Annotated in this window: 18 protein-coding genes; 12 read left to right on the top strand and 6 right to left on the bottom strand. The window is 71.3% G+C overall.

Annotation, left to right across the window (positions count from 1 at the left end; genetic code table 11):
• Nucleotides 1-23 precede the first annotated feature (23 nt).
• Nucleotides 24-476, top strand: coding sequence for a VOC family protein (locus AC07FN_RS17115; protein ID WP_478396475.1), 453 nt, complete (start codon nucleotides 24-26; stop codon nucleotides 474-476).
• Between the two features lie 128 nt (nucleotides 477-604).
• Here AC07FN_RS17115 and AC07FN_RS17120 read toward each other — a convergent pair whose 3' ends face one another.
• Nucleotides 605-1315, bottom strand: a complete 711-nt coding sequence (locus AC07FN_RS17120) for a GntR family transcriptional regulator (RefSeq protein WP_478396476.1) — start codon at nucleotides 1313-1315, stop codon at nucleotides 605-607.
• Between the two features lie 69 nt (nucleotides 1316-1384).
• Between AC07FN_RS17120 and AC07FN_RS17125 the strand changes: the two genes are divergently transcribed.
• Nucleotides 1385-2662, top strand: a complete 1278-nt coding sequence (locus tag AC07FN_RS17125) for an MFS transporter (RefSeq protein ID WP_478396477.1) — start codon at nucleotides 1385-1387, stop codon at nucleotides 2660-2662.
• A gap of 103 nt (nucleotides 2663-2765) precedes the next feature.
• Entirely contained in the window at nucleotides 2766-4205 is a 1440-nt protein-coding gene (locus tag AC07FN_RS17130) for an aldehyde dehydrogenase family protein (protein WP_478396478.1), read from the top strand.
• Between the two features lie 86 nt (nucleotides 4206-4291).
• Here AC07FN_RS17130 and AC07FN_RS17135 read toward each other — a convergent pair whose 3' ends face one another.
• Entirely contained in the window at nucleotides 4292-5206 is a 915-nt protein-coding gene (locus AC07FN_RS17135) for a LysR family transcriptional regulator (RefSeq protein WP_478396479.1), read from the bottom strand.
• A gap of 136 nt (nucleotides 5207-5342) precedes the next feature.
• Between AC07FN_RS17135 and AC07FN_RS17140 the strand changes: the two genes are divergently transcribed.
• Entirely contained in the window at nucleotides 5343-6347 is a 1005-nt protein-coding gene (locus AC07FN_RS17140) for a YeiH family protein (protein ID WP_478396480.1), read from the top strand.
• An 8-nt stretch (nucleotides 6348-6355) separates the two neighbouring features.
• Here the strand turns inward: AC07FN_RS17140 and AC07FN_RS17145 are convergent, their stop codons facing one another.
• The gene (locus AC07FN_RS17145) at nucleotides 6356-7774 is read right to left on the bottom strand and encodes an amidase (RefSeq protein WP_478396481.1); all 1419 of its coding nucleotides are present in this window, start codon (nucleotides 7772-7774) and stop codon (nucleotides 6356-6358) included.
• Entirely contained in the window at nucleotides 7774-8751 is a 978-nt protein-coding gene (locus tag AC07FN_RS17150; protein WP_478396482.1) for a D-2-hydroxyacid dehydrogenase, read from the bottom strand. The genes AC07FN_RS17145 and AC07FN_RS17150 overlap by 1 nt, the downstream gene beginning before the upstream one ends.
• A 259-nt stretch (nucleotides 8752-9010) precedes the next feature.
• On the opposite strand from AC07FN_RS17150, the gene AC07FN_RS17155 reads away from it, so the two are divergent.
• The 4 genes from AC07FN_RS17155 (at nucleotide 9011) to AC07FN_RS17170 (ending at nucleotide 11868) form a co-directional block, all read left to right on the top strand.
• Complete coding sequence (locus tag AC07FN_RS17155) at nucleotides 9011-9505, top strand: DUF3830 family protein (protein ID WP_132486081.1); 495 nt, start codon at nucleotides 9011-9013, stop codon at nucleotides 9503-9505.
• Nucleotides 9506-9515: 10 nt separating this feature from the next.
• On the top strand, nucleotides 9516-10274 hold the full coding sequence (locus AC07FN_RS17160; RefSeq protein ID WP_478396483.1) for a maleate cis-trans isomerase family protein: 759 nt from the start codon (nucleotides 9516-9518) through the stop codon (nucleotides 10272-10274).
• A 125-nt stretch (nucleotides 10275-10399) separates the two neighbouring features.
• Entirely contained in the window at nucleotides 10400-11161 is a 762-nt protein-coding gene (locus AC07FN_RS17165) for a maleate cis-trans isomerase family protein (RefSeq protein ID WP_478396484.1), read from the top strand.
• A gap of 14 nt (nucleotides 11162-11175) precedes the next feature.
• Nucleotides 11176-11868 carry a GntR family transcriptional regulator gene (locus tag AC07FN_RS17170; RefSeq protein WP_132486075.1) on the top strand — a complete coding sequence of 231 codons (693 nt, stop codon included), beginning with the start codon at nucleotides 11176-11178 and terminating at the stop codon, nucleotides 11866-11868.
• A gap of 106 nt (nucleotides 11869-11974) precedes the next feature.
• Here the strand turns inward: AC07FN_RS17170 and AC07FN_RS17175 are convergent, their stop codons facing one another.
• Nucleotides 11975-13456: an NAD-dependent succinate-semialdehyde dehydrogenase gene (locus AC07FN_RS17175; protein ID WP_478396485.1), complete on the bottom strand. Its 1482-nt coding sequence runs from the start codon at nucleotides 13454-13456 to the stop codon at nucleotides 11975-11977.
• Nucleotides 13457-13573: 117 nt separating this feature from the next.
• On the opposite strand from AC07FN_RS17175, the gene AC07FN_RS17180 reads away from it, so the two are divergent.
• A complete protein-coding gene (locus AC07FN_RS17180; RefSeq protein WP_478396513.1) occupies nucleotides 13574-14830 on the top strand; it encodes an aspartate aminotransferase family protein in 1257 nt (418 codons plus the stop codon).
• 331 nt (nucleotides 14831-15161) lie between these two features.
• Nucleotides 15162-16157 (top strand): LCP family protein, encoded by a 996-nt coding sequence (locus AC07FN_RS17185; RefSeq protein ID WP_478396486.1) that lies wholly within the window; start codon nucleotides 15162-15164, stop codon nucleotides 16155-16157.
• 70 nt (nucleotides 16158-16227) lie between these two features.
• Here AC07FN_RS17185 and AC07FN_RS17190 read toward each other — a convergent pair whose 3' ends face one another.
• Nucleotides 16228-17013 carry a lysozyme gene (locus AC07FN_RS17190; protein ID WP_478396514.1) on the bottom strand — a complete coding sequence of 262 codons (786 nt, stop codon included), beginning with the start codon at nucleotides 17011-17013 and terminating at the stop codon, nucleotides 16228-16230.
• 351 nt (nucleotides 17014-17364) lie between these two features.
• Between AC07FN_RS17190 and AC07FN_RS17195 the strand changes: the two genes are divergently transcribed.
• Nucleotides 17365-19122: an ABC-ATPase domain-containing protein gene (locus tag AC07FN_RS17195; RefSeq protein ID WP_478396487.1), complete on the top strand. Its 1758-nt coding sequence runs from the start codon at nucleotides 17365-17367 to the stop codon at nucleotides 19120-19122.
• Between the two features lie 96 nt (nucleotides 19123-19218).
• Nucleotides 19219-19887 (top strand): phosphoribosyltransferase, encoded by a 669-nt coding sequence (locus tag AC07FN_RS17200; RefSeq protein ID WP_478396488.1) that lies wholly within the window; start codon nucleotides 19219-19221, stop codon nucleotides 19885-19887.
• The last annotated feature ends 5 nt before the right edge of the window (nucleotides 19888-19892 follow it).

Raw genomic sequence — 19892 nt, forward strand, 5'->3', positions numbered from 1 at the left:
AGGTAACCGATATAACTGGTTACATGGCATTGAGCTGGAAGCTGGTCATCGACAGCACGAACGCACCCGTCCTCGCGGACTTCTGGGCTGAGGCCCTGGGTTACGAGGTGGAAGACCCCAGCGCGCTCATCGAGCAGCTGCTGGCCGCCGGCCAACTCGGCGAGGAGGCGGTCGTCGAGCATCGCGGCCGCAAGAACTTCCGCGGCTACGCCGCAGTCCGCCACCCCGAGGACCCGTTCGACGAGACCAGCGGCGTCGGCCGCGGCCGACGACTGCTCTTCCAGGACGTGCCCGAGGGCAAAACCGGCAAGAACCGCCTGCACGTCGACGTCCACAGCGAGCGCGGTGGACGCGAGGAGCTGGTGGCCCGGCTGGAAGGACTGGGGGCGACCCGCGTCCGCGAGTTCGATCAGGGGCCCGCCGGGCACTGGTGGATCATGCAGGACCCCGAAGGCAACGAGTTCTGCGTGGCGTAGACCTGCGTCGGGCCGGGCCTCGACCCGGCCCGACGCAGAAATTTTATAACCACAATCATTTCAGTGTTGATCGAAATTAATCCTCCGATGGGCCGCTACCCACACAGGTCCATCGTTCAAAAGCGGCGTCAGACGTCCGAATCCGGATCGAGGTAGGGGCCGCCTGCCACGCCGAACGCGCGGACCGTGCCCGCTAGGTGCTCGCGCAGCCGGGACTTGGCCAGCTCGGGGTCGCCGTCGCGGAGCGCGCCCGCGAGGTGCGCGTGCTGCTGGGTGATGCGAGGGCGCACGGCGTGGGTGCGGGCCATGGCAGTGATCCGCATCTGCTTGTCGCGCAGGGCGTTGTAGAGGTTGGCGACCACGGGGTTGCCCGCCGAGGCCACCAGCGCCGCGTGGAACGCGCGGTCGGTCTCGTGCATCTCGGCGTCGCTGAGGTCGGCGGCGTCGCAGGCCGGGTGCGCGGCCAGTTGCTCACCGACGGCGGTCATCGCCTCGCGGCCCTGCATGGCGAGCTTGTCGATGGCGAAGCTCTCCAGCGCCAGCCGGGCCTCGACGACGGCTCGTGCCTCGGTGGGGGTCACCGGCACGACCAGCGCGCCGCGCTTCGGGTACAGCCGCAGGAATCCTTCGGTCTGCAGCCGCAGGAACGCCTCGCGCACCGGGGTGCGCGACATCTGCAGCGCGTTCGCGACTTCGCCCTCGGACAGCAGCTCGCCGTCGGGGTAGCTGCCGTCCAGCAGGCCGGCCTTGACGTGCTGGTAGGCGCGGTCCGCGGCGGGGAGCTCGGCTGCGGCGGGAGTGGCGGAGGACACGGCTTCGCGTGGTGTTGCGCTCGACACGAGGTCATCGTACTTCCACCCAACTTGTATCTATGGTGAATACAAGATTTTCCAGGGGAGGAGTTTCCGGTGTCCGAGACCGTCATGACCGCGCCACCCACCAGGGAGCAGGGTGATCGCCCCAGCTCGTCGAGGGTGGCGTGGCTGGTGTGGGGAGTCGGCGCGCTCTGCTACTGCGCGGCGCTTTTCCACCGCGCCAGCCTCGGCGTGGCGGCGCCGGAAGCGCTGCAGCGCTTCGAAACCGGACCCGCGGTCCTGGCGCTGTTCTCCGCGCTGCAGCTCGGTGTCTACCTGGTCCTGCAGGTGCCGTCCGGGCTGCTGGCCGACCGGCTCGGGCCGCAGAAGGTGATCACCGGCGGCATGGTCGCGATGGCCGTCGGGTCGGCGGTGTTCGCGCTCACCGGGTCGATCATCGGCGGGATCGCCGGCCGGATGCTCATCGGCTTCGGCGACGCGTTCATGTTCACCAACGTGCTGCGGCTGGCGGCGCACTGGTTCCCGCCGCACCGGTTCGGCAAGGTCGCGGCCCTGACCGGGCTCGCGGGTGGCCTGGGCCAGGTCGTCTCGACGCTGCCGCTGGGCCTCGCGCTGCACAGCGTGGGCTGGGTGCCGACGTTTCTCGGCGCGGCCGGGCTGACGGTCGTGCTCGCGGTGGTCGCGGGGCTGGCGATCCGGGACCAACCCGCGAACGCCCGGCCGGAGTACGAAGCGCCCGAGTCGCCGGAGCGGGTCTGGCACACGTTGCGCCACGTGGTCGCGCAGCGCGGCACCAAGCACTCCTTCTGGGTGCACTTCGTGCTGATGTCGCAGTTCCTGGCTGTGACGACGCTGTGGGGCGGGCCGTGGCTGACGAAGTCGCAGGGGCACGGCCAGGCCGAGGTCGGTTCGCTGCTGATGCTCAGCGTGGTGGGGTTCATCGCGGGCTCGTGGTTCGCGGGCCAGTACATCTCCGGCAGCCCGCAGCGGCGCGATCGGTTCACCCTGGGCCTGTCCTCCGTCGTGGTGCTGGTGTGGGCGGTGCTGGTCGGCTGGCCGGGGATGTTGCCGATGCCGGTGCTGGTGGTGGCGCTGGTGCTCGTCGGTGTCGGCGGCGGCGGGGCCATGCTGGCCTTCGACGGGGCGCGGATGGCCAACGCGGCGCACCGTTCCGGGACCGCGTCGGGCGTGGTCAACATGGGCGGGTTCTCCGCGGCCGTGCTGGTCCAGCTGCTGGTGGGCGCGGTGCTGCAGGCGGTGTCGCAGCTGCCCGCGGCGCAGGCGTACCGCTGGGCGTTCGCCCCGGTGCTGGTGCTGATGGCGGTCGGCACCCTGGCGCAGTGGTTGCGGCGTCCGGTGAAGGCGGGCTGACTCGGCGCGCCGCCTACACGCGCCCGGCGGGGGAGCTAGGGTCGGTGGGCGGACGTGGCACCGACCGGCCACCGACGGTCGGGCTCAGCGATGGAGGCCCTTTTTGACCGCGGCGCTGGAACTGCACAACTTCGTCGGCGGCGAGCCCGCCGGCACCCTGGCCGGAGAGACGTTGCCGCTGGTGGATCCGAGCACCGGCGAGGAGTACGGCACCGCTCCGCTGACGAGGTGGATGGATGTGGACGCGGTGATGGCGGTCGCCGCGTCGGCGTTCGAGTCCTGGTCGCAAGCGACGCCTCGGCAGCGGCAGCAGGTGTTGCTGGACGTCGCCGACGCGATCGAGGATCGGGCCGACGAGCTGGTGGTCGCGGAGTGCCGCAACACCGGCAAGCCCTGGTCGGTGGTGCGCGATGACGAGCTGCCGTTGGCGGTGGACCTGATCCGCTTCTACGCGGGGGCCGCGCGGATGCAGGACGACAGCGCGGGCGGTGAGTACGTGCCGGGGCACACGTCGTTCTCGCGGCGGGAGCCGATCGGCGTGTGCGCGCAGGTCACGTCGTGGACGCATCCGTTGTTGCTGGCGGCGGCGAAGTTCGCGCCGGCGTTGGCGGCGGGGAACACCGTGGTGCTCAAGCCGGCCGAGACGACGCCGGTGAGCACGGCGTTGATGGTGGAGATCGCGGGCGGTTTCCTGCCGGCCGGGGCGTTGAACCTGATCTGCGGGGATCGCGACAGCGGCCGGGCGATGGTGGCGCACGAGGTGCCCGGGATGTTCTCGATCACCGGCACGGTGCGGTCCGGGATGGAGGTCGCGGGTTCGGTGGCGGCCGATCTCAAGCGGGCGCACCTGCAGCTGGGCGGGAAGGCGCCGGCGGTGGTGTTCGACGATGCGGACGTGCCGCGGGCGGCGCGGCGGATCGCCGCGGCGGCCTTCGGGAACGCGGGGCAGAGCTGCACGGCGGCGAGCCGTGTGCTGGCGGGACCGGAGGCGTTCGACGAGCTGGTGGCGGCGTTGGCGGAGTGGGCAGAGGCGATGCGGCCGGGGCCGCCGCAGGATCCGGATGCGGCGTTCGGGCCGTTGAACAGCCTGGGGCAGTTGGAGTTGGTGCAGGCGCATCTGGAGCGGCTGCCGGAGCACGCGCGGATCGTCGCGGGTGGGCGGCGCAAGGGGGAGCGGGGGTTCTTCCACGAGGCGACAGTGGTCGCCGGGGTGGAGCAGGACGACGAGCTGGTGCAGAACGAGGTGCTGGGGCCAGTGCTGACGGTGCAGCGCTTCGACAGCGAACAGGAGGCCGTGGAGCTGGCCAACGGGGTGCGCTACGGGTTGGTGTCGAGCATCTGGACGCGCGATCACGCGCGGGCGATGCGGGTGTCGCGGCGGATGCAGGCCGGGACGGTGTGGATCAACACGCACTACCCGTTCGTGGCGGAGATGCCGCACAGCGGGTTCAAGCATTCGGCGTCGGCGCGGGACTTCGGCCGCTACGGGCTGGAGGAGTACAGCCGGATCAAGCACGTGATGTCGGCCTGGGACGAGGAGTAGAGCAGAGCCTGCGGAGGACTCGTTTAGGGTCTGACCTGCAACACATTCCAGGCCATCACAGCCAAGACGGGCGCTGTGGCGGGCTGTCAGCCGGCGGAGCCGGTTTCCGGGGTGCGCATGGCGATGGCCAGCAGGGCGGCGGCCGGGCCGGTGAGCTGGAGTCCGGCGCGCCAGACCGCGTGCAGCGGTCGGTGCAGGTCGAGGCCCGTGGCGGGCACGTCGACGATGCGTTGTTCGGCTAGGTCGGTGGCTACGGCGAGGACGCTGAGGACCGCGGGGCCGGCGCCGGCGACGACGGAGTTGCGCACGGCGGTGGTGGAGCGGAGTTCGAGCAGCGGCGTGACGGGCTCGGCGCCGACTCCGACGAGTGCGCGGTGGAGGGTTTCGCGGGTTCCGGAGCCGTGTTCGCGCACGATCAGCGGGGTGGCTGCGAGCTCGGTGGCGGTCAGGGGGCGGCGCAGCCTGGCCCAGGGGTGTTCGGGCGGGGCGACGACGACCATGCGGTCGCGGGTGACGAACCGGACCGAGACGCCTTCGGGGGGCACCGGGGTTTCGATGAAGCCGAGGTCGGCGTGGCCGTGGCGGACGGCTTCGGCGACGGCCAGGGAGTTGGCGACGTCGAGTTCGAGGGGCACGTCGGGGAGGGTGGCGCGGAGCCGGCTGATCCACCGGGGCGCGAGGTATTCGGCGATGGTCATGCTGGCGGCGACGCGGAGCTTGGCTTCGTGCTGGGCGCGCAGGGCGCGCACGCCGTTCATCAGGCCGTCGACGTGGGCGAGGACTTGCCTGGCCCAGTCGCAGACCATGGTTCCGGCGGGGGTGAGCGTGCAGCCCTGGCGGGTGCGTTCCACCAGCGGGAGGGCGAGCTGGCGTTCCAGCCTGCTGAGCCGCTTGCTGGCGGAGGGCTGGCTGATGCGCAGTTCGGCCGCGGCGGCTCCGATGCTGCCGAGTTCACCGACGAGGACCAGCAGCCGGAGCGATTCGGGGTCGGGCGGGGCCATGCCACAAGGATAGGTCGGTGGCCGGGCGGTGTCGGTGGGCCACCGGTTGCCGTGCTGGTGGGGCATGCACTTTGGCTATGACGTCCTGTGCAGATCACGGCTACTGGCCGGGTGGCCTGGTGGCGAGCCTGTAAGGGTGACGAAGACTTTCAGCTCGCAGCAGTCGGGTATCGGTGCGTTGTGGCCGGGGCTGGTGGTGACTGGCGCGGCGGTCGCGGTGTCCTTGGTGGTGTCCGGGCTGGTCCCGGCGGTGAGTGCGTTGACCGCTGCGGTGGTGCTGGGCATCGTGGCCGGGAACCTGCCGGGCTTTCCGGAGGCGACCCGGCCGGGCATCGCGTGGGCGACGAAGAGGCTGTTGCGCGTCGGGGTGGTGCTGCTGGGTTTGCAGCTGTCGGTTTCGCAGGTGCTGGGGCTGGGGGCGGGCACCGTGGTGGCGGTGTTGCTGATCGTGGGGCTGACGTTTCTGGGGACGTTGCTGATCGGCCGGCTGATGCGGGTGCCGCGCGGTTTGTCGGTGCTGGTGGCGACGGGGTTCTCGATCTGCGGTGCGTCAGCGGTGGCGGCGATGGAGAGCGTCGTCGAACGCGAGGACGAGGACGTGGCCACGAGCGTGGCGATGGTGACGGTGTTCGGGACGATCACGATGCTGGCGCTGCCCGCGATGGCCGCCGGGATGGGGCTGTCGGCTGATGAGATCGGCCGGATCGCCGGCGGGAGCGTGCACGAGGTGGCGCAGGTGGTGGCGGCCGCGTCGCCGGCGGGCGGTGCGGCGGTGGCGGTCGCGGTGGTCGTCAAGCTGAGCAGGGTCGTGTTGCTGGCCCCGATGGTGACCGCGGTGAGCCTGGTGGAGCGCCGGCGTCGTGGTGCGGCCGGCGGTGAGCGTCCGCCGGTGATGCCGTTGTTCGTGTTCGGTTTCCTGGTCGCGGTGGCGGTGCGCAGCGTGGATGTGCTGCCGGTCGTGGTGCTGGACGGGGCGAAGGAGCTGACCACGCTGCTGCTGGCGGGTGCGTTGTTCGCGCTGGGTTTCGGGGTGCGGGTCAAGGCGTTGCTGCGCAACGGGCCGAAGGCCTTCGCGCTGGCGGCTTGCTCCACTCTGCTGGTGACGGCGCTGGGCTTCGCCACCATGCTGTCGTTGGCGTGATCGCGGGTTCAGGGGGTGTGCGGGCGGAGCCGGGGCTGGGTCTGCTCGTAGGCGCGGGCGGCGCGGAGGACCTTGGCGTCGGCGTGGCGGGGGCCGATGATCTGCAGGCCGATCGGCAGCCCGTCGGTGGTGTTCCCGCAGGGGACGCTGATGGCCGGCTGCTGGGTCATGTTGAACGGGTAGGTGAACGGGGTCCAGCTGGTCCAGCGCGGGTGGGGGGAGCCGGGCGGGACTTCCAGGCCCGCTTCGAACGCCGGGATCGGCACGGTCGGGGTCAGCAGCAGGTCGTAGGTCTGGTGGAAGGCGCCCATGCGCTGGCCCAGCAGCATCCGGGTGTTGGTGGCTTCGAGGTAGTCCTGCGCGGAGTAGGTGAGGCCCTGCCGGCAGATCTCGTGCAGCCCGGGGTCGAGCAGTTCGCGTTGTTCGGGGGTGAGGTGTTCGACGGACTTGGCGGCACCGGCGAACCACAGCACGTGGAAGTCCTCGACCGGGTCGGTGATGCCGGGGTCGACCTGCTCGACGACGGCGCCGAGTTCTTCGAAGGTGCGGGCGGCGGCGGTGATCGCGCGGGCCACCTCGGGGTCGACGGGGGTGTCGAAGCCGAGGTCGAGGCTGATCGCGATGCGCAGGCCGCGCACTCCGGAGTCGAGTCCGTCCAGGAAGGACGTGCTCGGTGGTTCCAGCGCGGACCAGTCGCGGATGTCCGGTTCGGACAGCACGTCGAGCATCAGCGCGGTCTCGGTGACCGTGCCGGTCATCGGTCCGGCGTGGGCGAGGGTGCCGTAGGGGCTGGCGGGGTAGTGCGGGATCCGGCCGTAGGTGGCTTTGAGGGCGACGATGCCGCAGAACGCGGCGGGGATGCGCACGGATCCGCCGCCGTCGGTGCCGATGGCCAGGGGCGCCATGCCCAGCGCGACGGCCGCGGCGGCGCCGCCGCTGGAGCCGCCGGCGGTGCGGGTGGGGTCCCACGGGTTGCGGGTGATGCCTTGCAGCGGGCTGTCGGTGACGCCCTTCCACGCCAGTTCCGGGGTGGTGGTCTTGCCGACGAACACGGCGTTGTGCTCGCGGAGGCGGGCGACGGAGGGTGCGTCGGCGGTCCACTGCTGGTGCGGGTCGATAGTTCGGGAGCCGCGCAGCGTCGGCCAGTGCTCGGTGAGGAAGATGTCCTTGATCGAGGTCGGCACGCCGTCGAGACGCCCGGCGGGTTCGCCGCGGTGCCAGCGCTTTTCGGACGCCCTGGCCTGGTCCATCGCGCGGTCGGCGTCGACCAGGCAGTAGGCGTTGACCGCAGGGTCGGCGTCGGCGATGCGGCGCAGCGCGGCCTCGGTCGCCTCCACCGGGGACAGCTCGCCGGCGGAGTAGGCGGCGAGCAGATCGGTGGCGGTGAGGTCGGCGACCGTGCGTTCGGCCGGGTGCGTGTTCGCCATCAGTGCTCCGTTCCGCTGATGTAACCCCGTTGCTTGTCGACCACGTTGCGCAGCTGCGTGCCGTCGGTGTAGCTGTGCAGGTTCTCGAGGAACAGGTCGACGAGTTCGTCGACCCAGCCGATGGTGTCGCCGGACATGTGCGGGGAGACGAGCACGTTGGGCATCTCCCACAGCGGCGATGTCTCCGGCAGTGGTTCGGTGTCGAAGACGTCGAGGGCGGCGCCGCCCAGTTGCCCGGATCGCAGGGCGGCGATGAGGTCGGTTTCGACGACGAGTTCGCCGCGGCCGACGTTGATCAGCCGCGCGGTGGGCCGGCAGTGGGCGAGGACCTCGGCGTCGACGAGTCCCTTGGTCTGCTCGGTCAGCGGGGCGGCGAGCACGACGTAGTCGAAGGCGCCGATGACGTGGGCGAGGTCGCTGGAGGCGTGCACGTCGCCGAAGTCGGGGTCGTCGCTGCGCCCGACGCGTCCGGCGCCGGACACGGTGAGCCCGGCGGCGGTGAGCTGGCGGGCGATGGCGCGGCCGATCGGTCCGGTGCCCACGACGAGGGCGGATTTGCCCGCGACGCGTTCGGTCACGCGGTGCTGCCACTGCTTGCGGTCCTGCAGTCGCAGCGTGGTGTGCAGGTCCTTGGCGAAGGCGAGCACGGTGGCGAGCACGTATTCGGCCATCGGGCGGTCGAAGACGCCGCGGGAGTTGGTCAGCAGCACGTCGGAGTCCTGCAGCGCGGGGAACAGCAGGCGGTCGACTCCGGCGCTGGCGGCGTGCACCCAGCGGAGGGCGTCGGCGCGGGGCCAGGCGTCGGTGACGGCTTCGGAGCGGAAGGCCCAGACGAACAGCACGTCGGCGCCGGGCAGCGCGTCGGCCAGTTGGTCGGCGTCGGCGTAGCGCAGCTCGGCGTGGGCTTGGATGCGGGCCATTTCCGCCGGTGGGGTCCCGCCGTGGAGGACGACGACCGTGGGAGTGCGGTGGATCATGACCTGACCTTAGGTGCGGTGGGGCGTGGGGGCCGGGCAGCGATGATCGTCGGGCGCGCCGGGTTAAGAGTTCGTTTCGCCCGTGCTGAACGGGAAAACCGCGTCGGCACCGGGCATTGACACGCTATGAAGCGTTCGTAGGATTGTCAACAATCCACGGGTACCCTCGGCGGCCGAGGCGATTCCCGACCACGCGCGGCGGGGTCGGGACCGGAGGAGATGAGTCAACAGTCCCCACTCCTGCGAACGGAAGATCACGATGCCCAGGTACCTGTCGATCACGCTGGAAAAGCGCGGTGTGTCCTGCGTGGCGGAGCTGCTGGACAAGGACGCCCCCCGAACCTGTGAAGCCGTGTGGCAAGCGCTGCCCCAGGTCGGGCCGGTGCACCACGCCAAGTACGCGCGCAACGAGATCTACACGATGGTGCCGCGGTTCGCGGCCGACGAACCCGGTCAGGAGAACCCGACGGTCACCCCGATCCCAGGCGATGTCGTGTACTTCTCCTTCCCCGGCGGCATGCTCGACCGCCAGTTCAAGGAGGAGAAGAACATCCACGAGCTGCCCGGCGTGATCGATCTGGCGATCTTCTACGGGCGGAACAACCTGCTGCTCAACGGTGACGTGGGCTGGGTGCCGGGCAACGTCTACGCCACCATCGTGGAGGGGCTGGACCGGATGGCCGAGGCGTGCAACGACGTCTGGCGGTCCGGCAGCGTCGGCGAGACCCTCCGCTACGACCGCTACCAGGATTGACGGGGAACAAATGCCGCCTGACTTCCTCGGGGCGGTATCGGGCCCGGAGCCGCAACGCGGCGTGGGAGTGATCGCCCCGTTCGACCTGGCGCTGGACCGCGAACTGTGGCGGTGGACCCCAGCGGGCGTCTCGCTGTACTTGACGCGCACGGCGTTCGTGCCGGTGCCGGTGACCGTCGAGCAGGCCAGCCTGGTCAGCGACGAGGCGGCGGTGCACGGCGCGACCCGCGACCTGCTGGTCCCGGAGCCGGAGGTGGTCGCTTACGCGTGCACCTCCGGCAGCTTCGTGAACGGGGCGACGGGGGAGCGCGCGCTGGTGGAGGTGATGCTGCAGGCCGGTGCGCCGGCCGCGGTCACCGCCTCCGGCGCGCTGGTGCAGGCCCTGCAGATGCTGGGCGCCGGCCGGATCTCGATCGCCACGCCGTACGTGGGGAGCGTGACCGAGCGGTTGCACGGTTTCCTCGACGAGCACGGCATCGACGTGGTCACCAGTGTCGGCCTGGGTCTGCTCGGCCAGATCTGGAAGGTCAACTACCGGCAGGTGGTGGACATCGTACGCTCGGCCGACCGGCCGGAGTCCGAGGCGATGTTCATCAGCTGCACCAACCTGCCGACCTACGACATCATCGGGCCGCTGGAGCAGGAGCTGGGCAAGCCGGTGCTGACGGCCAACCAGGTCACGATCTGGGCGGCGCTGCGCGAGATGGGGCTGCAGGCGGTGGCCCCGGAACAGCGGCTGATGCAGGTGGTGGACGCGCCGGCCGCGTGACGATCGCATCAAGAACGGGTTAGCCGCGACGGACCCTGCGGTAACATTGTCAACAATCGACCGGTTGTGCGGTGTTGGCGTCGGCGGATCCGCAGCGGTGGTGTCGGAAACGATGTCGACTAAGGATGGAGCTACCGGTGCCGTTCACCGCAGGAATTCTCTACCCCGGCTACAGCGCCGAGGACGACTACCCCGCGCTCGAAGGGCTGCTCGGTGGTGGTATCCGGCTGCCCCTGGTGCACACCTTGATGCGCGAGGACGCGCATCGGGTGGACGCGCTGCTGGACATCGGCTCGGACGACGTGCTCGCCGACGGTGCGCGGCAGTTGCTGGAGCACGGCGTGCAGTCGGTGATCTGGGCGTGCACCAGCGGCAGCTTCGTCTTCGGCCCGCAGGGCGCGCGGGAGCAGGTGGAGAAGCTGCAGGCGGTCACGGGGCTGCCGACGTCCAGCACGTCGTTCGCGTTCGTCCACGCCGCGGCGGCCCTCGGTCTGCGGCGGGTGGCGGTGGCCGCGACCTACCCCGACGACGTGGCCACCAGGTTCGTCGAGTTCCTGCAGGCCGCGGGGCTGGAGGTGGTGAGGTTGTCCAGCCGGGGCATCATCACCGCAGCCGAGGTGGGCACGCTCGGCCGCGACGAGGTGCTGGAGTTCGCGGCGGCCAACGACGACGACCGGGCCGATGCGCTGCTGATGCCGGACACCGCGCTGCACACCGCGGCGTGGCTGGGTGAGCTGGAGGACCGGCTCGGCAAGCCGGTGCTCACCGCCAACCAGGTCAGCGCCTGGGAGGCGCTGCGGCTGGCGGGTGATCGGGCGGCGCGCGACGGATTGGGAAAGCTGTTCCGTGAGGGAACGGGAGGGGAGCGCGATGCCTCCCCGGAATGAGGAGATGGTGTCAGGTGCTCGGGACCGACGAGCAGAACCAGCAGCCGGGTGAGTTAGAGCCGGTGCAGCGCAAGTCGACCGCGGCGATCGTGGCCGACCAGCTTCGGGCGGCGATCATGTACGGGTCGCTGCCGCCGGGCAGTCAGCTCGGCGAGGCTGAACTCGCCGCCCGGCTGGGCGTCAGCCGGGGGCCGCTGCGGGAGGCCATGCAGCGGCTGGTCGCCGAAGGGCTGCTGCGCAGTGAACCGCACCGCGGGCTGTTCGTGATGACGCTGGACGCCGAGGACGTCCACGACATCTACCTGGCCCGGCTGGCGGTGGAGCGCGCCGCGTGCGAGCAGATCGTCCGCCACCACCGGGTGGAGGCGGTGGCGGAGCTGACCGCGGCGCAGAGCCGGATGGTCGCCGCGGCGGGCAAGGGCGACTCGATCGAGCTGGCCGACGCCGACCAGGAGTTCCACGAGACGCTGGTGCGGGTGTCGGGCAGCCCGCGGCTGCAGCGGATGGCGCAGACGCTGCTGGTGGAGAAGCGGATGTGCCTGACGGCGCTGCAGGACAAGTACCACGCGGACGTGCAGGCGCTGGTCGACGAGCACAAGGGGCTCGTCGACGCGATCGAGACGGGCGACGAGCAGCTGCTGCTGGAGCGGCTGACGGCGCACATGACCGACGCGCTGGAGCGCCTCAACGGCTCCATGGCGAGCTGACGCACCTGACGCGGGGCGGGGTTCCCTCCACAGTGGAAGGAGTCCCGCCCCGCGTTCGCGGTTCCGCGACCTGCCCCGCCGAGCAGGTCGCGCCGCAGTCTTCTCGTCAGAGGCCGCCGACGGCGACGTACTTGGTTTCCAGGAACTCCTCGATGCCGAACTTGCCGCCTTCGCGGCCCAGGCCGGAGTGCTTCACCCCGCCGAAGGGCGCCGCCGGGTTGGACACGATGCCCTGGTTGAGGCCCACCATGCCGCTCTCCAGCGCCTCCGACACCCGCAGGCCGCGCTGCAGATCGCGGGTGTAGAGGTAGCTGACCAGGCCGTACTCGGTGTCGTTGGCCTGGGTGACGACGGCTTGCTCGTCGGTGAAGGTAGTGATCGGCGCGACCGGCCCGAAGATCTCCTCCTGGCCCATCCGGGCCTCCAGCGGCACGTTCGTCAGCACGGTCGGCTGGTAGAAGTAGCCCTCGCCGTCGCGGCCGGCGCCGCCGGTGACGACGTCCGCGCCGAGCCGCACCGCGTCGGCGACCAGCTCGGTGACCTTGCCCAGCTGGGCGTCGTCGATCAGCGGGCCCACCTGGATCTCGTCGGTGACGCCGCGGCCGACCCGCAGGCCGCTCATCCGCTCGGCCAGCCGCCGGGAGAACTCCTCGGCGACGTCGGCGTGCACGTAGAACCGGTTGGCCGCGGTGCAGGCCTCGCCGATGTTGCGCATCTTGGCCAGCATCGCGCCGTCGACCGCGGCGTCCAGGTCGGCGTCGTCGAACACGATGAACGGCGCGTTGCCGCCCAGCTCCAGCGACACCTTGAGCACCTGGTCGGCGGACTGCTCGATGAGCTTGCGGCCCACCGCGGTGGACCCGGTGAACGACAGCTTGCGGGCGCGGCCGTCGCGGATCATCGGCTCCATCAGCTTGCCCGCGCTGCGCGAGGTGACCACGTTGAGGACGCCGTCGGGCAGCCCGGCCTCGATGAGGATCTCGGCCAGCGCCAGCATCGACAGCGGCGTCTGGTGCGCCGGCTTGATCACCGAGGTGCAGCCCGCGGCGATGGCCGGGCCGATCTTGCGGGTGCCCATCGCCATCGGGAAGTTCCACGGGGTGATCAGCAGCGCCGGGCCGACGGGCTGGCGCATCACCAGGAACCGGCCGCTGCCGTTGGGCGCCACCGCGTAGTCGCCGCCGATGCGCACGGCCTCCTCGGAGAACCAGCGGAAGAACTCCGCCGCGTAGGTGACCTCGGCCCGCGACTCGGTCAGCGGCTTGCCCATCTCCAGCGTCATCAGCAGCGAGAGGTCCTCGTGCCGCTGCATGATCAGCTCGAAGGCGCGCCGCAGGATCTCGCCGCGCTCGCGGGGCGGGTGCTTGGCCCACTGCGGCTGGGCGTCGGCCGCGGCCGCCAGCGCCGCCAGCCCGTCGTGCGGGGAGGCGTCGGCGACCGAGCACAGCGCACGGCCGGTGGACGGATCTTCGACCTCGAAGCTGCGGTCTCCTTCGGCGTCGCGCCATTTGCCGCCGATGAGCAGTTGCTTGGGCGCGGCGTCGACGACGGCGGCCTCTCTGGGGTGCTGTTCGGTTGAGATCGTCATGGCTACGGCGAACCCTTCTGCCTCGGGTGGTGGACAGCGACGCTCGGTGATGGTTGCATGTCAGCGGAGATTGTCAACAATCCTACATTTTGCATGTCACGAACCTTGGAGTCGATCATGGCTGAGCTCTCGCCGTTGCTGAAGCAGGCCACGCCGGTCCTGGCCGCTCGCGGGGAAGGGGTCTACCTCTACGACGAGCAGGATCGCCGCTACCTGGACTTCACCGCCGGGATCGGGGTCACCAGCACGGGACACTGCCACCCGCGCGTGGTCGAGGCCGCCCAGCGCCAGGTGGGTACCCTCATCCACGGCCAGTACACGACCGTCATGCACCGGCCCCTGCTGCGGCTGACCGAACGGCTCGGCGAGGTGCTCCCGGACGGCCTGGACCGGCTGTTCTACGTCAACTCCGGCAGCGAAGCGGTGGAGGCCGCGGTCCGGCTGGCCCGCCAGGCCACCGGACGGCAGAACATCGTCGCCTTCCAGGGCGGCTTCCACGGGCGCACGATGGGCGCCGGCGCGCTCACCAGCTCCGGCGTGAAGGTGCGGGCCGGGATCGGCCCGATGATGCCCGGCGTCGTGTTCACCCCGTTCCCCGAGGCCTACCGGCACCGCTGCAGCGAGGCCGACGCGGTGCGCTTCGCGCTGGCCGAATTCGACCAGCTGCTGGTCACCGTCAGCTCGCCGCGCGACACCGCCGCGATCATCATCGAACCGGTGCTCGGCGAGGGCGGCTATATCCCCGCGCCGCCGGAGTTCCTCCACGGCCTGCGGGAACGCGCCGACCGGCACGGCATCCTGCTGATCGTCGACGAGGTGCAGACCGGCGTCGGGCGCACCGGCCGGTTCTGGGGCCACGACCACGCCGGCATCCGCCCCGACATCCTGATCACCGCCAAGGGCCTGGCCAGCGGCTTCCCGCTGTCGGCCATCGCCGCGCCGGAGGCGCTGATGGGCCAGGCCTGGCCCGGCTCGCAGGGCGGCACCTACGGCGGCAACGCGGTGGCGGCCGCGGCGGCGCTGGCCACCCTCGACGTGGTGCGGGACGAGGGGCTCGTCGACAACGCCGCCGAACAAGGTGCCCGGCTGCAGGAGGGCCTGCGCAAGGTCGCCGCCGAACACCCGGTGATCGGCGACGTGCGCGGGCTGGGCCTGATGCTGGGCAACGAGTTCAGCACCCCCGAGGGCGCGCCGGACACCGAGACGGCCACCCGCGCGCACCAGGCCGCCGCCCAGCGCGGGCTGCTGCTGCTGACCTGCGGACCGCACGGCAACGTGGTCCGCATGATCCCGCCGCTGATCGTCACGGCCGAGCAGGTCGACGACGCCGTCGGGTTGTGGGCGGAATCGGTGCGCGACGCCGTCAACGGCTGACCACCACGGTCGTGGTGGCGGGTTGTGAGGTCGCCCTCGCGCCCGCCACCAGCCGAAACGGGTGGTCTCCGATCACCGTTCGGTAGCGGTGGGTGATTCCCCAGCGGGCGTCTGCGATGCTTCACGCCAAACCCGGCGCGTGCGGGGCGCGCCGGATCGAACCGACGCGGGTGTGTGCATGAGCGACTGGTCGGCGGGGCAACCGCCGAGGAGCCGGAGACCGCAAGGCGGCGGCGAGAGGTACGACTACTACCGGGGCGCCCCGAGCGGGCCGCCACCCGGACGGCGTCCGCCGCCGCCACCTCCGCCTCATCAAGGCCCTCGGCGGCCGATGGACGACGATCGGCCACCGTCGCCGCCGCCGAGGCGCAAGCAGAAGCGGTGGGGCCGGCGTATCGGCATCACGCTGGTCGTGCTGGTGCTGCTGCTGGGCGGCCTGGTGATCTACTTCGACAGCATGCTGCAGCGCACGGACGCGCTGTCGTTCGGCGGGCAGGCCCCGGACTCGTCCGGCTCCAACTGGCTGCTGGTCGGCTCCGACAGCCGCGAAGGCCTCGACGACGCGCAGCGCGAAGAACTGTCGGCCGGCGACGCCAGCGGCCAGCGCACCGACAGCGTGATGCTGGTGCACATCCCCAGCGGCGGCGGCCAGCCGGCGCTGATCAGCCTGCCCCGCGACTCGTACGTGGAGATCCCGGGCCACGGCAAGACCAAGCTCAACTCGGCGTTCTCCTTCGGCGGCCCGCAGCTGCTGGCGGAGACCGTCGAGAAGGCCACCGGGGTGCACATCGACCACTACGCGGAGATCGGCTTCGGCGGGTTCTCCGACCTGGTCAACGCCGTCGGCGGGGTGGAGATCTGCCTGGACAAGCCGATGGACGACGAAATGGCGAACGCGCACCTGCCGGCCGGCTGCCAGGAGCTGGACGGCCCGCAGGCGCTGGCCTTCGTCCGGGCGCGCTACTCGCTCAAGGGCGGTGACCTGGAGCGTGCGGAGAACCAGCGCAAGCTGCTGGGAGCCCTGGTCAACAAGGCGACCAGCCCGTCGACGCTGATCAACCCGTTCCGGCTGTTCCCGCTGGCCTCCAGTGCGAGCAAGACGTTCGTGGTCAACGACAGCGACCACCTGTGGCACCTGGCGTCGCTGGGCCTGGCGATGGGCGACATCAGCGGCGGCGAGGGCGTGACCACCAGCGCGCCGTTCGGGCGCTTCGGCAAGGACTCCAACGGCGGTTCGGTCATCGTCTGGGACTCCAAGGCAGCCAGTCGCATGTTCGACGCGATCGCCAACGACCAGCCCATCCCGCCGGACCTGCTGAACAAGTAGACCGCGCGACCAACGATGCGGGCCGCCCCGGAAGTTCCGGGGCGGCCCGCATCGCCGTTGGGAGGGACGGTCAGGAGATGAATCGCTTGAGCTGCTTGCTGTTGCCGTTGAAGGTGTCCTGCCCACCGGGGAAGATGCCCTTGTCGTTGTGCTGCCAGATGGTCTGGTAGCCCCAGCCGGCCGGCAGCGCGCCGAGGTCGGGGCCGTAGCGGGCGATCCACAGCGGGTTGTTCGGGGCGAAGTCCGGATTGGACGCGGTGCAGCGGTTCCACCAGTCGGTCGTGGTGTAGATGACCGGGAAGCGCCCGGTCCGGGCGTGGTAGGTGTTGCTGAAGTCGGCGATCCACCGCGACATCGCGGCCGGGTCCAGGCCGTAGCAGGCCTCGCCGTAGGGGTTGTACTCGATGTCCAGCGCCCCCGGCAGGGTGCGACCGTCGTGGCGCCAGCTGCCGCCGTTGTCGACGAAGAAGTTGGCCTGGTCGCGGCCGGTGGAGCGGTCCGGCAGCCCGAAGTGGTAGGAACCGCGGGTCATGCCGACGTCGTGCGAACCGTCGTACTGCTGGGCGAAGCGGGCGTTGCGGAAACCGGTGCCCTCGGTGGCCTTGACGTAGGCGAACCGGGCGCCGTCGGCCCAGACCCGGGGCCAGTCGACGTCGCCCTGGTGGCCGCTGACGTCCAATCCGGACACCGCACCGGCCGGGAGGGGGAAGGGGAGGGAACGCGCTTGGGCGTCCTTGCCGCCCGGCAAGCTGTAGCCCGCCCAGGCGCCGTTGGGATCGTCGGGGCTCAGCCGCGGCGCGGTGCGCGACTGCTCGGCGTTGGCCGTGCCACCGGCCAGCGCGGCCGTCGCGATCATCGCCGCGAGCAGCGCTGCGGTCCTACGTGGACGGCGGGAAACGTCGCGGGCCGGGCGTCGCCCTTGGCGGCTGCCGATCGGGCCGCGGAATCTGCGGAGCATGCACTCGCCTCCTCACCAGGAAAGGCATCGTCGTCTAGCGGGACCGGGCGTCCGAGGTCTCGGACCGGGGTGGGGGTGCGGATCTTGCGCGTTCGGAGAATAACCCGCACATTGCGGGCCCGCTGAGTTCCGCCACGGCGTTTCGCCGGTTTTGCCCCCTGTGGACACGCGCCGTCCACTGTGGTGGTAACCGGCGTGATCCACGTCTCCCGATTGGAGAATCGGCCTCGCATCCGGTAGGTCTCGGGCATGGCACAGCGAACGGGCGGTCCCGGATCGGGGCGGTACAGGGACCGGCGACCGGGTGATCGCCGGCGCGACGAACGGCCCCGCGGTGATCGCGGCGACGAGCAAGCGCTGCGGCAGGAACTGCGCGCCATGCACGGCGCGAGCTACGGCCGCTACAAGTCATTGGGCGGCCGCTGGTCCTTCGGCGGATTCACCCTGGAGGTCCAGCGCGTGCAGCCGGACCCGTTCGCCCCGGCCAGCCGCTGCGAGGTCCGGGTCGACCCGGCGGTCGCGGGCTTCCCCGAACAGCTGTGGTCGACACCGGTGCGCGCGCGGGCGCTGGCCGGGTACCTGGTGCGGGCGGTGTACCGCAGGCTCCGCGACAGCCGGTTGCGGGTCGACGCCGGCGGGCAGGAGGTGCTGGACCGCAGCGCCTGCCAGATCGCCGGGGGAGCGGTGGTGCTGCGCCTGGGCATCGACCTGCCGGGACGCGGTCGGACCATCGACGGCAGGCAGGCGGAGCAGGCCCTGTGCGACGAGCTGCCCGACGCGGTGGAGGCCGCGCTGCGCTGGGCCACGGCCGATCAGGGGCGGCTGCGGGAGTTCGTGGACTCCATTGAGGACACCGATGCGCTGCGGCGGATGCTGCCGGACCTGGGGCTGGTGGCGTTCGTCGCCGACGGCGCGATGCTGCCCCGGCGCAGCGGCGTCGACGAGCGGCCGCTGACCGACGGGGTGCCGTTCGCCGCGCCGGAGTCGCTGAGCGTCGAGGTCGAACTGCCCAACCGGGGCCGGGTGCGCGGCATGGGGGTGCCCGAGGGGATCACCCTGATCGTCGGTGGCGGCTTCCACGGCAAGTCCACGCTGCTGCGCGCGCTGGAGTTCGGCGTCTACGACCACGTTCCCGGCGACGGCCGGGAGCTGGTGGTGTGCCGCGAGGACACCGTCAAGGTGCGCGCCGAGGACGGGCGGCGGGTGCACCGGGTGGACGTCAGCCCGTTCGTCGGGCACCTGCCCACCGGCGCCGACACCACCGACTTCTCCACCGACAACGCCTCCGGCTCGACCTCGCAGGCCGCCTCGATCGTGGAGGCGGTGGAGGCCGGGGCGAAGGTGCTGCTGGTCGACGAGGACACCGCGGCGACGAACCTGATGATCCGCGACGCCCGGATGCAGGCGCTGGTAGCCAAGGAGTCCGAGCCGCTGACGCCGTTCGTCGACCTGATCCGGCCGCTGCACGCCGCGCACGGGGTGTCGACGGTGCTGGTGATGGGCGGCTCCGGGGACTACATGGACGTGGCCGACCAGGTGCTGATGCTCGACGCCTACCACGCCCGCGACGTCACCGAGCGCGCCCGGCAGTTGGCCGCCGCGCCCACCGGCCGCCGCTCGGAGGCCGAGGCGTTCCCGCAGGTCCGGCACCGCGTGGTGGACCCGCGCTCGATCCCCACCGAACGACCGAAGGTCCGCGCCCGCGGAGTGGACGCGCTGACCCTGGGTGAATCCACTGTGGAGCTGCGCGGCGTGGAGCAGGTCGTCGACCCCGCGCAGGTCACCGGGATCGGTCTGGCGCTGGTCAGCTGCGCGCGGCGGGGAGTGCTCGACGGCGCCCGCACCGTGGCGGAGGTGCTCGACGCCTTCGCCGCGGACGTCGCCGAACGCGGCGTCCTGGCCGTCGACGAGCGATACGTGGGCGATTTCGCCGTGCCGCGGCGCTTCGAGCTGGCGGCCGCGTTGAACCGGCTCCGGGTGCTGAGGGTGGCCGGCTTTCGCACGTGAGGAGGTTTGCTCGGCGGCGACGGGCGGGCATCATCGAGGCGAGTGGTTTTCCCGATGTGCTGTCGCGCGCAACGCGTGGCGGACGGGAGGCGAGCGATGCCTCGCATGAGTTTCCCGGATCGAACCACCACCGGTTACGCCGATCGCCGGCACGCCGGGCGGGTTCTGGCCCAGCGGATGACCGGGCTTGAGCTGGTCGATCCCGTGGTCCTCGGGCTGGCCAGGGGAGGGGTGCCGGTGGCCGCCGAGGTGGCTCGGATGCTGAAGGCGCCGCTGCGGGTCTGCGTGGCCCGCAAGATCGGCGCGCCGAGCCAGCCGGAGCTGGCCGTCGGTGCCGTGACCGCCGACGGCCCGCCGAGCTACGACCAGCAGCTGGTGCGTTCGTTCCACCTCGACGAGCGGACCCTGCAGGCTGCCTGCGAGCGGGAGCGGGCCGAGGCGCGGCACCGGGAGCAGCTGTTCCAGCGCGGCGAACCGCTGCCGTTGGCTGGGCGTGACGTGGTGCTGGTCGACGACGGGCTGGCCACCGGGGCCACGGCGCGCGCAGCGGTGCGGATGCTGCGCGGGTCGGCGCCGCGCAGCGTGGTGCTGGCCGTGCCGGTGGGGGCGCCGGACGCGGTCGCCGCGCTGCGCGCGGAAGCCGACGTGGTGGTGTGCGTGCTGCAGCCGGTCGGCTTCGCCGCGGTGGGGCAGTGGTACCGCGACTTCAACGCCACCACGGACGAGGAGATCTTCGAGATCCTGCGCGAGCTCGATCAGCCGTAAAACTT

This window comes from Saccharopolyspora sp. NPDC045941 (assembly GCF_056431445.1).